Annotated in this window: 11 protein-coding genes and 3 pseudogenes; 5 read left to right on the forward strand and 9 right to left on the reverse strand. The window is 69.9% G+C overall.

Annotated elements, in window-relative coordinates; genetic code table 11:
* Positions 1 to 14: 14 nt before the first annotated feature.
* The gene (locus AOK11_RS29780; RefSeq protein WP_055596815.1) at positions 15 to 185 is read right to left on the reverse strand and encodes a hypothetical protein; all 171 of its coding nucleotides are present in this window, start codon (positions 183 to 185) and stop codon (positions 15 to 17) included.
* 139 nt (positions 186 to 324) lie between these two features.
* Between AOK11_RS29780 and AOK11_RS40800 the strand changes: the two genes are divergently transcribed.
* Positions 325 to 498, forward strand: a complete 174-nt coding sequence (locus tag AOK11_RS40800) for a CsbD family protein (RefSeq protein ID WP_079035169.1) — start codon at positions 325 to 327, stop codon at positions 496 to 498.
* Between the two features lie 306 nt (positions 499 to 804).
* On the opposite strand, the pseudogene AOK11_RS29785 reads toward AOK11_RS40800, so the two are convergent.
* Positions 805 to 1056 (reverse strand): annotated as a pseudogene (locus AOK11_RS29785) (STAS domain-containing protein); the annotation flags it as partial.
* A 240-nt stretch (positions 1057 to 1296) separates the two neighbouring features.
* On the opposite strand from AOK11_RS29785, the gene AOK11_RS29790 reads away from it, so the two are divergent.
* Positions 1297 to 1698: an ATP-binding protein gene (locus AOK11_RS29790; RefSeq protein ID WP_240497540.1), complete on the forward strand. Its 402-nt coding sequence runs from the start codon at positions 1297 to 1299 to the stop codon at positions 1696 to 1698.
* 93 nt (positions 1699 to 1791) lie between these two features.
* Here AOK11_RS29790 and AOK11_RS29795 read toward each other — a convergent pair whose 3' ends face one another.
* The 6 genes and pseudogenes from AOK11_RS29795 to AOK11_RS29820 form a co-directional block, all read right to left on the reverse strand.
* Entirely contained in the window at positions 1792 to 2637 is an 846-nt protein-coding gene (locus tag AOK11_RS29795) for an RNA polymerase sigma factor SigF (RefSeq protein WP_055596817.1), read from the reverse strand.
* A gap of 453 nt (positions 2638 to 3090) precedes the next feature.
* Positions 3091 to 4284, reverse strand: a pseudogene (locus tag AOK11_RS29800) (PP2C family protein-serine/threonine phosphatase).
* Between the two features lie 285 nt (positions 4285 to 4569).
* On the reverse strand, positions 4570 to 5397 hold the full coding sequence (locus AOK11_RS29805; protein ID WP_055596818.1) for a restriction endonuclease: 828 nt from the start codon (positions 5395 to 5397) through the stop codon (positions 4570 to 4572).
* 711 nt (positions 5398 to 6108) lie between these two features.
* Positions 6109 to 6678 (reverse strand): hypothetical protein, encoded by a 570-nt coding sequence (locus AOK11_RS29810; RefSeq protein ID WP_055596819.1) that lies wholly within the window; start codon positions 6676 to 6678, stop codon positions 6109 to 6111.
* A 249-nt stretch (positions 6679 to 6927) separates the two neighbouring features.
* Positions 6928 to 8142, reverse strand: coding sequence for a PP2C family protein-serine/threonine phosphatase (locus AOK11_RS29815; RefSeq protein ID WP_055596831.1), 1215 nt, complete (start codon positions 8140 to 8142; stop codon positions 6928 to 6930).
* Between the two features lie 484 nt (positions 8143 to 8626).
* Positions 8627 to 9151: a hypothetical protein gene (locus tag AOK11_RS29820; protein ID WP_055596820.1), complete on the reverse strand. Its 525-nt coding sequence runs from the start codon at positions 9149 to 9151 to the stop codon at positions 8627 to 8629.
* Positions 9152 to 9359: 208 nt separating this feature from the next.
* On the opposite strand from AOK11_RS29820, the gene AOK11_RS29825 reads away from it, so the two are divergent.
* Complete coding sequence (locus AOK11_RS29825) at positions 9360 to 10760, forward strand: FG-GAP-like repeat-containing protein (protein ID WP_055596821.1); 1401 nt, start codon at positions 9360 to 9362, stop codon at positions 10758 to 10760.
* A gap of 409 nt (positions 10761 to 11169) precedes the next feature.
* Positions 11170 to 12567 (forward strand): erythromycin esterase family protein, encoded by a 1398-nt coding sequence (locus AOK11_RS29830; RefSeq protein ID WP_055596822.1) that lies wholly within the window; start codon positions 11170 to 11172, stop codon positions 12565 to 12567.
* Between the two features lie 17 nt (positions 12568 to 12584).
* Here the strand turns inward: AOK11_RS29830 and AOK11_RS29835 are convergent, their stop codons facing one another.
* Positions 12585 to 13460, reverse strand: a complete 876-nt coding sequence (locus tag AOK11_RS29835; protein ID WP_055596823.1) for an alpha/beta fold hydrolase — start codon at positions 13458 to 13460, stop codon at positions 12585 to 12587.
* 243 nt (positions 13461 to 13703) lie between these two features.
* On the opposite strand from AOK11_RS29835, the pseudogene AOK11_RS29840 reads away from it, so the two are divergent.
* Positions 13704 to 13973, forward strand: a pseudogene (locus AOK11_RS29840) (NmrA family transcriptional regulator); the annotation flags it as partial.
* Positions 13974 to 14032 lie beyond the last annotated feature (59 nt).

The raw sequence follows: 14032 nt of genomic DNA on the forward strand, positions 1-14032 counted from the left end.
CGGTGCGGGTCAAGTCACCATCGATACCAGCGGCCGCGGCCACCACCGGTGGGGGTGGAGCGCATCACGAAGCCCAGCAGCCACAGCACCAGCACGGCGAGGGCCACCCACCACAGAATCTTGACGGCGAAACCCGCACCGAAAAGGATCACCGCTAGAAGCAGAACAAGAAGCAGGGGAACCATAGTTATCGACCTCCTGCGGCTCCGTCTGCCCTGTCAATGCCTCTTCATTCCCGGACGACGTCTTGTTTGCGATGGAACAGCCGGGGCACATGCGCCTTACCGCGACAGCGGCACCAAAAGATATGAGGAGGCGTATTCCATGACTGCCGGCGAGAAGGCCAAGGCGAAGACCGAGCAGGCCGAGGGAAAGACCAAGGAGGCCCTGGGAAACGCCCTCGGTAACGACCGCATGGCCGCCGAGGGGCAGGCACAGAAGAGCAAGGGCGACGCCCGTGAGGCCAAGGAAAAGGCCAAGGACGCCTTCAAGCACTGACGCGTTGCATTGGTCGAGGGTCTTCCCGAAAAGGATTCGGGAAGGCCCTCGATTTGCTGCGGCAAGTACCATTCGCCCATCGCGCTCCGGGCGTTTGTCGTCGACAGTCACCGTCCCGGACGTATGGGAGGCCGACGAGCTGTGATCATTCGTCTCGGCGGCACGGTGACCCCGCTCCCGCGGGGCCGGCTTCCCTGGCGTACGGAGGTGACCGCTGCACGCTGCGTGCGGTCCTTGCATGGTCTGTCCCCGCCGTCCCTCTCCCCTGCCCCCGGCTGGCTGCGTAGGTCCGGAACGCCGCTGGAGTCAGGACCGAGTGGCGGAGTGGCTGTCGGGGTGGAGAGGAAAGATCTGGTCGAGGCCGACGACGCGCAGCACGCGCAGTGTGCGGGGAGGGACGGCTGCGAGCGCGATGTCCGCCTGGGCGGCGTGGGCGTGGTTGCGGGCTGCGATCAGGGCGGTGAGTCCGCTGGAGTCGCAGAATTCCATGGTGGCCAGGTCCAGGACGAGGCGCTGGCCCGGCTGGAGGGTGAGCGTGGTGAGCGGCTCACGGAGTTCGGCTGTCGGCTGTCGGCTGTCGGCTGTCGGCTGTCGGGGGCATGCTCGAACAGTTCACGATTGCCGGCACCGGCCCCGCACTGAACAGCAGGACCGGTGGGCACCTCATGAACAAGACAGCAGCGGGTAAGTGAAATTACGCGATACAAAAACTTGTGATGAAACGATAAGGAACGACTCACGGGAAGAATTATGGTCACCCCGCTTGAAAATCGGGCATCGGAGGAACGGGAACCCGCAGTGCCCCTGCGATACAGCGCCGCCTGGAACACGGCAGGTGCATCGATCGCCGAAGTCCGAGCGGCCGTACGCACACTGCTGGCCCAGGCCGGCCACGACCCCGGCCACCGGCCGAGCCAGGACGCCCAAATCATCGTCAGTGAGCTGGTCACCAATGCGCTGCGTCACGCGCCCGGTCCGGGCGGCCTGGCGCTTGAAGTGGCGCCCGACGCCGCCCTGCTGCGCGTCACCGTGAGTGACAGCTCCCCTCGCCCGCCCGAACTGCGAGCACACGACGCCCACCGCGTCGGCGGACACGGCCTGCGCCTGGTCACCCAGCTGTGCGACCAGTTGCACACCATCGCCCGGGAAACCGGCAAACAGGTCGTCGCTCACTTCCACCTGCGCAAGCCCGCTGAGTAGTCCGCGTCCGCGGCGGCAGCGCGGGCCCGAAGACCCGGGAAGCCGCCGGCCCACCGGCGGGCAGCGGTGCGCCCGCCACGCTCGGGCACCCTCTCAGCGACCGGTGAGCATGCCTTCCCGCAGCCGGGCGAGAGTGCGCGACAGCAGCCGGGAGACGTGCATCTGGGAGACGCCCAGGCGTTCGCCGATCTGGGCCTGAGTGAGTTCTTCCACGAACCGCATGTGGATGATCTGCCGGTCCCTCTCCTCGAGTTCCGCGATCAGTGGGGCCAGGGCGTGGAAGTCCTCCACCAGCTCCAGCGCCTGGTCCTGGGCGCCGATGAAGTCCTGCAGCGCGGCTTCGCCGTCCTCGCTACCGCTGATGGTGGCGTCCAGGGAGGAGGAGTTGTAGCCGTTCGCGGCGAGGCGGGCCTCCCGTACCTCTTCCTCGGGCAGGCTCATCAGCTCCGACAGTTCCTTCACCGTCGGGGTGCGGCCCAGGCGGCTGCGGAGTTCCTCGGTGGCGCGCGCGAGCTGGACGCGGGCTTCCTGGAGTCGGCGCGGAACATGGACGGCCCAGGTGGTGTCGCGGAAGAACCGCTTGATCTCGCCGACAATGTAAGGGATGGCGAAGGAGGTGAACTCCGTCTCCCGGGAGAGGTCGAACCGGTCGATCGCCTTGATCAGGCCGATCATGCCGACCTGGACGATGTCCTCCATCTCCTCCGGCCCGCGGCTGCGGAAGCGGCCGGCCGCGAAGCGGACCAAGGACATGTTCATCTCGATCAGCGTGTTCCGCGTGTAGCTGTACCCCGGCGTGCCCTCCTCAAGTACCGCCAGCTGGTCGAAGAACAGTTTGGACAGCTCGCGGGCATCCTTCGGCGCCACCTGAGAGGGATCTGCGACCTCCGGCAACTCGTGCGCCTGCGTGTCCGTTGCCGTCACATTCGTGAGCGCCATGACATATCCCTCCCACCATCGAAGCCAACCGCGCTGCCAGCCGGATGCAGCCGACGCCGCCACGCGAATACCCCTTCGTCCTGCGTCCATGCCTGCACTCGCACGAACGAAGGAGGAACCACGCTTGCCGAGCGGCCCGGCACCCCAGGGGATGCCTCGGTTCTCAGGACGATCCCTGTCAAGCGGGCACGTCGGAGACCGGCGGCGTCCATCGGCTGGTAGGCGGAGGTGCGCAGGTCGTCGTCATGCGCGGAGCGCTCGGCAAGGCGGCCGGTCCTCTCCCGGCTGGTGCCGCCTGCGAACGTCGAGGTCAGGGGTGGCGCACGCGCGGCCTGGCCACAGCGGCGCAGCAGCGGTCCGAGCCGGACGAGCAAGTCTCGTTTGGCGGCCCGGGCGATGGCGCTGTCAAGGGTGTGGTGGGCGAAGCGGTGTCGTACGGCGGGCCGCTGCGGCTCATCGCTGCGGGCCCGGTCCGGTGCCGTCCGGTCGGCGACGTTTGCCGTGCCAGTCCAGTATCAGGACCGTGGCGTCGTCCTTGAGGCTGCCATGGCAGGCATCGAGCACCGCGGCGGTCAGGCTCCGGACGGCTTCTCTTGGGTGCAGCGCGCGGGTGGCGTGAACGACCGAGGCCAGGTCGACGGCTGCGGCACCGCGCTCCTGCATTCCGTCGGTGAGCAGGATCAGGCGGTCTCCGGGCCGCAGGTGCAGTTCCTGTAGGCGGTAGGAGGTGGGTGCCGCCACACCGAATGGCAGATTGACGGCGAGTCTGACCTCCTCGACGGTGCCGTCGCGCAGCCGCAGTGGCCAGGGATGGCCGGCGTTGACCAGTTCGCAGAGGCCTGTTTCGAGGTCGACGCACAGCAGTTGTCCGGTGGCCAGGCCGCGGTTGTGGCCCAGCAGGGCCTGGTGGGCGTGGTGGGCCTACTCAAGGGCGTCACAGCCGTTGCGGCGTGCCCGCCGCAGTGCGCCGACCAGCAGGGTGGCCAGCAGGGCGGAGTTCGTGTCATGGCCCATGGCATCGGTGATGGACAGGTGCAGGGTGTCGCTGTCGAGCGTGTAGTCGTAGGTGTCGCCACCGATGTCGTCGGCAGGGATCAGCCCGGCGGCGAGGGTGAACTGGGCCGCCTCGCAGCAGGGGGCCGAGGGAAGCAGTTGGTGCTGGATCTCCGCGGCCAGGCTGGTCTCGGTGGTACGCCGGCCCAGGTGGTACAGATCGGTGAAGCGGCGGTCCGTGACGATGATGTAGGCCAGCGCGTGGGCCGCCTCGCGCACTTGTCGGAGCACGATGTCGTCGGCGGACTGCAGGGTCACCTCCAGGACGCCGATGCAGTCGCCGCGGTTGGTGACCGGCGTGATGACGCGTCGTCCGCCCTGGCCGTCCGGTTCCACATACTGGCGCTGGCTCTGCAGAACGCTGTCGTAGACGCTGCCCTGCAGGTCGATCGGCTCAGCATGGCCCGCGGCATCACCGCTGACCGCGGGGAGCCGTACCAGCCGCTGACCGATGAGGTCGACGAACAGAAAGGACACATGTTCCGCACCGAATCGCTTTTGCAGGTCGTGTGCCACCACCTCCACGGACTCACCGGGCGGCGCCGCCTCCGCGGCGGCCAGCAACTCGCCCAGTTCCAGATCTCCACCCTCCACGGCAACCTCCCATCGACTGCCACAACTTTTTCCCCAAGTTTCCGCAACATCACCCGATGCGCCCGCCTTCCCTGGTCAGGGCGGTGAGCCAGGTCGGTGCGGGGAGGGTCCCAGGTCCGTCGGGTGGCGTCCGCGGGCGACCGGGCGGCAGTGCGTCGAAGGTCGGCGGTCGGGGGTCAGGGGATACGGGGGAGGCAGCATGTCGACGCACGGTGAGCGGGCCGGAGCGGGCCGGTGCCGCTCGGGTGCGCAGTGGTTGCCGGACTGCCGCCGCCTTCACCTGCCTCAGTCGGCCACGAACTCCGGCTCCCACGGTCGCGGCCCCACACCGTGCTCCCAGCGCAGGAGTTCTTGACCATCCATGCACACGATGCCGCACTGCTCGGCGTACTCGATCGCGGGAGCGGTGAAGTCGCTGCTGGTGACCACGACGGCGACATCGGCCTCGTGAACGGTGAAACACGTGCCGCCGAACCGCTGCATGTCCTGGGAACCAACTCGGTTGGCGTCGCAGTACCGCTTGCACTGGATGACGACCAGGCGTCCGTCCGGCGTCCTCGCCACGACATCGGCGCCCAGGTCGCCGGCCCCGCCCACGACCTCCACGTCGAGGCAGCCGTCGCGTCGGCACAGCTCGGCTATCGCCTGCTCGAACTCGGCGGGGTCCAGCGCCTCGTAGCCGATCTCTCCGGTGTCCGCGGGCACCTCGTTCACGGGCTCACGGAGGGGGACGGTCCGTTCCACGTCGAGGCGACCGCCCCAGGGATCGGTCCGTGCTGCTACGGGGCTGGCGGCAGGAGTCGGTGGAGCGGTGTCGAGGGCTTCGACCGCCGTCTCCGTAGCCTCGTCCAGGGCTTCCGCGGCGTGGCGCGCGAGCCTCGCCGCCGATATCCGGCGCCCTCTGCGGCAGCCGGCCACGACACCGCCGGCGCCCACGAGGACGAGTGCGACGGCCCAGGCAGGATGGCGTTCGGCGACGGCCGTCGCGGTACGGAGGGCCGTGCCCACCAGTATCAGGATGACGGCGAGAAGGACGAAGTACAGGGCCGTCGACCGGAGTTCGAACCGACGGGAGCGGCGCCCGGTACGCGAAACATGTGCGGGTACAGCCATGGTGATGCTTCCCTCCGAGGACGTCAACGAAGATCAAGAAGCATCTGCCCAGGTACGGGAGGTTCTACCGAGCCGGTGCGATCACCCGTGCCGCCGTGCTTCCCCACCGTCGACGAGGCCCGTGCCGCTGTGTCGACTGCATCACCGCATGAAGAACCGCTGCCCCGTCAACGGCTCCCGCGTGCGCTCGCCGAAGGTCGAGGACGTATGCGCCGCAAGGGTCGCGGGATCCGACCGACCTCACCGCGCAGAGGGCCAGCCTGCCCAGCCGCCACGGCAACACCGTTGACCGTTGAAGTACTGGCGTCCTGGGTTTTGAATGTCCGTGGGATTGTTCCCTGACGCGTCCCGGGACGGGCAGGTCACCGATCCGTTCGCCCGGACCCTGGAGACGAAGCCGGAGAACTCCACCCACCAGTCGACGCGCGGGCCTTGCACCTGTATCTCCCCGCAAGAAGCGGGACGTCTTTCCCTGGACGACAGACACACCGGCAATGGCATCATCGAAACGGCCCGCGTCTTCAAGATCAGATTTGAGCGCAGGCCCGCCGGAGCGCACACCAGGACCGATACCCACGCACTCACCCGGGCGGCCGGGCCCTGGCGGCACGGAGATCACCACCGACGCCGACTGGGCAAGGCACCCTTCACCGAGTCCGCAGGTGCGGCTGCCTCACCCGAGGGAGACGGCCTACCGGCGTTTCACGGTCTTCACAGGAGGAAAGAGGTGGCGGAGCGAGCCCGCTCCCACATGCCGGGCAGCTGTTCCTCGGGACGCTGCTGCTCACCGTGCAGGGCGTTGAGGATCACCAGGCATCCGGTCAGGGCCGGCACGACCCACTGCGCGTAGGCCAGCTGCCGCCGGGCCTTGTCGACGTCGATGGGATGCTGCTCCGCCTTCTCGATGTCCTGCGGATCCGATGAGGAGGCCAACTCGACCTTCTTGCCCAGGATGCGGGCGTAAGCGGTGGCGGCCAGGGCCCCGGCGGTGACGACGGTCTTGGCCGCAGTGGAGGAGGCCACGCCCTTCTGCATGGCGACCCGGTGGGTGTTCACCGCGAGCAGCCCACCGCCACCGAACAGGTGCGCGCCGATGGCGGCGGCGTTGACCGGCGCCCACTTCGCCCAGCCTGCTGAAGCGATCCGTGCCTTGGCCTGGTCCGTTGCGCCTTCCTCCTTGGCCGCGCCGTTCAGACCGACCGCGCCCATGAGTGAGCCGCCGAACCAGGCTGAAAGGCCCAGATCGTGCAGGCTGCGGATCCAAGTGTTGCGTTCGGACACGAGAGCGCTCCTTCGAAAGGCGGTGAGCCGACAGGAACATCGAGCACTCCTCCACCCTCACCAGGCCTTGTTCTCGCCGCCATCACTACTGACCCAAGCGGGTGTTCCCCTTGCGTATGGCAGCTCATCAGCCGGCCTGGACCCTGTGACCGCGATCCGTCGGCCTTGGTCCGGGCCGTCCGGGCCCCCCGGGCCGTGCGTGCCCGTAGCCGCCTGCCTGCCCGGCCGTCGCACGCCGCTCCAGCGGTGTCAACGCGTGGGCGGCGGGCGCAGGGCGAGGACAGCGAGGTCGTCGTGCCCGTCGCTCGGGTGCCGGTCGGCCAGGACCCGGCAGAGCGCGTCGAGCGGCAGCCCGCTGTGGGCCGAGGCGATGACGGCGAGCTCGCCCAGGCCTTCGTCCAGGGACCGCTGAGGGTGTTCGACCAGGCCATCGGTGAACATCAGGACCGTGTCACCGGCCAGCAGCCGATGGATGTGGTCGGGGCGCGGCAGCGCATCGTCCACACCGAGGGGCAGACCCGGTTCGGCATCCAGGTAGCGGGTGCGCCCCTCGGCAGTGACGACCAGGGGTGGGAGGTGGCCGGCGGTCGACCAGTGCAGGCGCCAGCCGTTCCCCTCGGCTTCGATGCGGGCGAGGCAGGCGGTGGTGACCGGGGCTTCGGTGATGGCGTGCAGGGTGTGGTCGAGGCGGTCCAGGACCAGACTGGGCGGGGTGCGGCGGTCGTAGAGCAGAGCGCGCAGCATGTTGCGGATCTGTGCCATGGCCGCGGCGGCGGCCAGGTCGTGGCCGAGCACGTCGCCGATGATGGCCGCGCAGCTGCCGTCCGGGAGCTGCAGCGCGTCGTACCAGTCGCCTCCCAGGTGGTGGCCGGGGGCGGTGGCGGGCCGGTAGACGGCGGCCGCGGCGAAGGGCTCGAGGTCGGGCAGCGTCGGCAGCAGCATCCGTTGGAAGTGCTCCGCGGAAGCGCGGGTCTGATCGAAGAGACGGGCGTTCTCGATGGCGATGCCTGCCGCACCGGCCAACGCCGTCACCACGTCCTCGTCCTGGTCGTCGAACGGCCTGCCGTCACGCCGGTCGCACAGGTAGAGGTTGCCGTAGATCCGGCCGCGCACGCTGATCGCCACCCCGAGCAGGGTACGCATCGGTGGGTGCCCCGAGGGAAAGCCGACGGAGTCCGGGTGGCGCGGCAGGTCCTTCACGCGCAGCGGCTCGGGGTGGTGGATCAGACGCCCCAGCAGGCCCCGGCCGTGAGGGAATTCGGATCCGGCCAGGTCCTCGTACTCCTCGGTGCTCAGGCCGAGAGGGATGAACTCCTCCAGGCCCGTGCCGTCGTCGTTCAGCACGCCGAGAGCCCCGTAGCGGGCGTCGACGAGTTCCATCGCGGTACTCACGATCCGCCGCAGTACCACGGGCAGATCGAGTTCCCGGCTGATGGAGAGGACCGCGCTCAGCAGGCCCCGCATGCGCTGCTGCGCCCTGGCCAGGTGATCCCTCTGCTCGGTGACGCGGTCCAGGTGCTTCTCCTCGTCGAGGCGCGGAGACTCCGGGCTTCGCCGGCCGTCGTCCCGGGCCACCGTGTTCCACCTCTCTTCGCACGCTGGTCGCGGTGCCGATGTCACGCATCCGAGAACATCGTGACCCACCCTCCCGTCTTCCGCACGCACACCGCTCTCCTCCCGGTGTGCGGTGACAGCCGCTCCGCAGGCGGGTTTCGTGGGCGAGCAGTCGTCGATCCCGTAGGGGCACCGGTGCGAGGGAGGTGGGGCCCGGTCGACGGGGCGGTGCGGGCGGACCGCGCTGGGTGGAGGGCGGACTTCGACCCTGTGCCGGAGCGCTCGTGGGGCGGGAAACGGACGCGCGTCGCGGGTGGAGACGCGTGTCTCCGTCGGTGGCTGCCGCGGACGGGACGCTTGGGGCACACGCCCGCGCACGCCCGCGCACGCCCGGTCACGGGGCCGCGTCGTGAATCACCAGTTTGAACTCGGCGAGTGTCACCAGCCGGGGGGCGGCGTCGTTGTGCGTGACACGCAACGCCAGGGGTGTGCCGGGCTCGACGAAGATGCCGTGGTTCTTGACGTAGTACTGGCCGCCCGGCGTCGGGGTGCGGTGTTCGGTCGCCGTGGTGTCGTTGGGGTTCGTGGTCAGGCCGAGCGGGTCCCGCACGAACTGGTCGCGCAGCTCGGTGTAGCCACCGGAGGAACCGGCCGCCTCCCACTGGATCATGGCGTACAGATGGCCCCAGCCGGCCTTGGACGGCCAGATCAGCCCGCTGCGGTCGTCCGTCGCCCAGTTGCTCACCACGTACCCGTCGGGCTGAACGGCCTGGTGCATGGCAAACCGGTCGGTCGGCTCCGCCGCACCGAACGGAAACCTCATTATTCGGTACGTGCTGCCGGGTTGGATCAGCTGGTGCGTGTCGGTCTTGAGGGAGCACACCTGTACCCCTGGAGCGGGAGTCGCGTCAGCAGACATACAGCGATGCTGCCCGCCGTCGGACCGGCCGATGTCGGGGCCGGTCGATCCGGTGGACGGCGCTCGACGCACGGCGCAGGGCGGAGTGTGCTCGTGCGCCGCCCCGTGCTCCGGCGGGCTACAACCATTGGCCCGCGGTGCGAGTCCTGTCGTTGCCGAGATCCTTCGGGAGCGCGGCCACCTACCCGCCCACAGTCAGGGGTTCGCCTTGCCCTCCCGTGCATTCCACCTGTCCGCCGTTACGGCGGTCGCGGCCGTCGTCACCGTCACGGGGGCGGCACCCGCGGTGTCCCATGCCGCCTCTCCCTCGTCCGGTTCCCTCGCCTCCGGTGCCACGGCGGTGTCCCGTGCCGACTTCGACGCCGACGGTTACCCCGACGTGGCCGTCGCCGCTCCGGGAGGCACCATCAACGGCAGGGCGGAGGCCGGGTACATCGCCGTGGTCTACGGAATGGCCGAAGGGCCGAACGGTGTCAAGCATCAGCTGATCAGCCAGAACCGCTATGGCATACCGGGCACGGCGGAGACGGGCGACCGCTTCGGCAGCCATCTCACGGCAGCCGACCTGGACGGCGACGGTTTCACCGACCTGGTGGTCGGAGCCCCCGGCGAGGACGTCGACGGCGCGCGTGACGTCGGGCGGCACACCGTGCTGTGGGGAAGCGTGGGCGGGCTCGCCACCGCCACCGCCCTCGGCCGGGGGACGTCGCCGACCCGCGCGGGCGACTTCGACGGAGACGGGCACCCCGACCTGGCCACGGCCCATCACGTCCGCTACGGGCCCTTCAGCCGTACGGGTGGAGCCGCCCGCACCGGCCCGCTCGTCGTCCCCGGCATCCGCGTGGATGCGATGGAAGCGGGCGATGTGGACGGCGACGGCATGACCGACCTGGTCGTCAGCAGTGGCTCGCCGGCCCGGGACGGCCTGACGGTCCCGCTGCAGCGTCTGCGGCTGCTCAGGGGCACGGAGAGGGGTCTGGTGGCAGGACCGTCGATCGCCCCCGCGGACACCGTGTCCGCGGACAGCATCGCGCTGGGCGACGTCGACGGTGACGGTCGGCAGGACGTGGTCTTCGGACGCAGCACGGCGGGCGGCGGCCTGCTGGGTGTGGTGCGGGGCACGGCGGACGGTCTCGAGGCGAGGGCCACGCTCGTCGGCCAGGACTCCCCCGGTGTCCCGGGTACGGACGAGAGCGGTGACCGTTTCGGCACCGACGTGGCGGTCGGTGACGTCACCGGAGACGGCTACGCCGATGTCGTCGCCGGGGTCCCCGGCGAGGACCTGGCCGGGCGGAAGGATGCCGGCAGGTTCGTCGTTCTGCGAGGGAGCCCCACCGGTGTCACCGGCGGTTCGGTGCAGGCCTTCAGCCAGAACACGGCCGGCGTGCCCGGATCGGCCGAGGACGGCGACCGCTTCGGCGCAGGCACCGCCGTCGTCGGGGGGCACGTCGTCGTCTCGGCGCCGGGTGAGAACAACAGGTCCGGTGCCGTGTGGGCCTTCACCGGTACCACGGCGGGGATCACTGCCACCGGATCGGTGAGCTTCGGGCCGGGCACGCTCGCCGCGCCCATGGCCGGCGCCCGCCTCGGCTCGGCCTTCCATCGCTGACGTCGGTGGCGGTGGCGGTGGGACCGGGCACGTCCCCGCGGCGCAGGTGCACGAGCGTGGCCGGGAGCCGGCCGGTGCTTCGCACCGGCGTCCGCAGCCCGCAGCCCGCAGCCCGCAGCCCGCAGCCGAGGCATGACATGAGCCCGGTCCGACGCCGCTCGTGTCCCACGGGGCGGACTCGGCGACGGGTTCGGCGACCGTCCGGGCCGGCAGGCCCGTGATTCTCCGGTCGCCGCGGGTGTCCTGCCGGCGGACCCGGTCCGTTGATCGTCGGCCCCGCCCGGACCGGGACGGCACAGCTCCTGTGTACGTGACGGTGCCGGGGCGCCCGGTGGTAGTGCCTGCGATACCTCGAGGTGGGCAGCGTGTGGGCTGGTGAGGCCAGTACGCGCACGGAAATCTAGGGGGTATGACACGACGCCGCACGGTAATCATTCCCTCGGTCCTTCTCTCCCTCGGTGCCGTCGCCCTGACCACCCCGGCCGTCGGGGACGAGGGGGCAAGGACACCGGCTTCGGTTTCGGCGCCGCAGGCCACCGGGTCCGGGCAGCACGGAGAGACGGTGGTCCATGCCATCGAGCGCAGTGCGCACACGCTCCGCAGCGTTGAGCCCGAAGGCAGCCTGCGGGACCTTGACGCGCTGGGCCGCATGGTCGAAGGGACCGACGTGGTGGGGCTGGGTGAGGCCACCCATGGGTCGCGGGACTTCTTCCGCATGAAACACCGGCTCTTCCGTTACCTGGTCGAGGAGAAGGGCTTCCGGGCCATCTCCCTCGAGCTTCCCTGGAGCAGTGGTCTACGGATCAACGACTACGTGGTGAACGGCGAGGGCAGCCTGGAGGACATCGCGCGTGAGGAGTTCCAGGGGTCGTATCGCGCCTGGCACAACCAGGACTACCTCGATCTCATCGAGTGGATGCGCGACTACAACCGCCGGCACCCGCACGACCCCGTGCATTTCACTGGCAACGACATGGGCTATGCCGGGCCGGAGCTGTACGAGCGGGTGACCGACCATGTGGCCCGCCGTCACCCGCGGCTGCGGGAACGCGTCGCCGGGTTCTACCGCGGGCTGCCGCCGACCACCGACGCCGGCACCTACAGCCAGGAGTACCTCGAGCTGCCGCTGGCCGAGCGCAAGGAGCGGGCGGAGCGGACCGGGAAGGTGCTCGAACTGCTGCGGAAGCAGCCTCCGGGGCGCGGTGCCGACAAGCAGGACCACCTGTGGGCCGTGCAGCACGCCAGGGCCATCCATCAGATGGCCGAGGGCTATGCCTTCGACATCACCGACGAGGCCCAGATCGCGGAGATGATGAAATTCCGTGACGGTGTGATGGCCGAGAACGTGGCCTGGTGGCACCGGCACGCAGGCGACCGGACCCTGGTGTCGGCGCACAACACGCACGTGTCGTACGACTCCTTCGACGTGCGGTACCCCAAGACGCAAGGGGCGTTCCTCCGCGACACGTTCGGCAAGGACTACGTCAGCATCGGCTTCAGTTTCTACCAGGGTGCCTTCAAGGCGTTCGGTACCGACGACAACGTGATGCGCACCTACCGTGTCGGTGCCGCGCGGCCGGGATCCAACGAACACACCCTGGACCAGGCCCGCCAACGCGACTACATCCTCGACATGCGCACCGCGCCCCGCTCCGTGCGCGACTGGCTGGATCAGCCGCGCGTCACCTACAACATCGGCGCCGGATGGCCCGACCCCACGGAGTACAGGATCGCCCTCGGCGAGGCGCACGACATCCTCGTCCACCTCGACGAGGTCGAGGCCACTACGTACCTGGGCGCCCCCTGAGTCGGGCCGGCGGACCGTCAGCCGGCGTGGTCGAGGACCTCGCGCAGCTTGCGCGCGAACGCCTCGGGCTGCCCGGCATGGCCGAACTCGCCGTCGAGGAAGCCGCCGTGGTGGCTCGGGAACACGGTGGGCCGGCGGCCGAGCAGCTCGGCCGTCGCCACCGCGGTGCGTCCGGTGAGGGTGTCCAGGGACTCCTCGCCCACGGCGATCTCGATCCGCGTCGGGGCGCCGGTCAGCGCGTCCGTGTCGAGGCGGTGGCTGCTGACCGCCCATGAGCGGTCGGAGAGCAGCGGATCGTCACGGGAACCGTCGTCGTCGGCCGGCATCCCCAGGGCGGCGGGGTCCGGCGCGGGCCGGGCGAAGTAGTCCTCGGTGAACTCGCCCTGCCAGGACGCCATCATGACGAACGCGGCCATGCCGGCGCCCCAGCCCTTCTCCTCGTAGGCATCCCGCACGGCCGCGCGGGCGCGTACGGCAGCCCGGGCGTCGGGGAGCAGGGTGATGAGCGGAGGCTCGTGGGCCACCAGGGTGGTCACGGCGCCGGGATACTTTTCCACCAGGGCGAGCGCGGTCACCGCTCCCCCGCTGCTCGCGAACATCTCGACCGGGCCCGCGCCGAGTGCCTCGATGACAGCGTGTACGTCGGCGGCCTGGAGGGCGGGGCTGTGGTCGACCCGGCCGTCCCTTCGGACGCTGCGGCCGATACCGCGCGGATCGTAGGTGACCACGGTGCGCTCGGGGAAGTACGACGCCAGTGCACGGAAGCCCGCGGCGTCCATGGGCTGGCCGATCATGAACAGCGGCGGGCGTCCGTCGGCGGTCGGCAACGGGCCGAGGACGTCGTGGACGAGGTCGGCTTCGGAAGTCCTGAGGGTCTGTGCATGTGCGCTCATGACGGTGTGGACCGGTCCCGAGCCGAGAACTCATCGGTGTTCGGTCATGGCGGTGCCGCAAGCTGCCGGCCGTGGAGGACCAGGAGGTGTCGGCGGCACATCGTCCGGGCCGGGTCTTCACCGAACAACGGCTGACGCTCTCTGTTCACAGGGTGGGGAATGGGCTGCGGCCGCGGTATACGGCCCCAAGGGCAGGTCGCGACCGCGGCTTGTAGCACGGCGGCCTCGGAGCCAGGAGGAACGCCCATCCACTCCGGCGACGTGGCCGCCGCCGTCGGCCGCACCGCGGTGGGTACGCCCGTGAACGGCGTGGTGGAGGTCGCCGGCCCCGACACGTTCCGGCTCGACGAGCTCATCCGCAAGGCGCTCGCCGACGAGGACGATCCCCGTACGGTCGTGGCGGACCCGCATGCCCCGTACTTCGGTGCCGAGTTGCAGGAGACCACGCTCCTGCCCGGTGCCGACGCGCACCTCGCAAAGACCCGCTTCGCCGACTGGGCCGCGCAGCAGTGATGAGCCGTCGGAAGTGAAGCGTCGGGGTGGCCCTGCGATCAGGGCCACCCCGACACTTT

The organism is Streptomyces hirsutus (assembly GCF_001418415.1).
Lineage (GTDB): Bacteria > Actinomycetota > Actinomycetes > Streptomycetales > Streptomycetaceae > Streptomyces > Streptomyces hirsutus.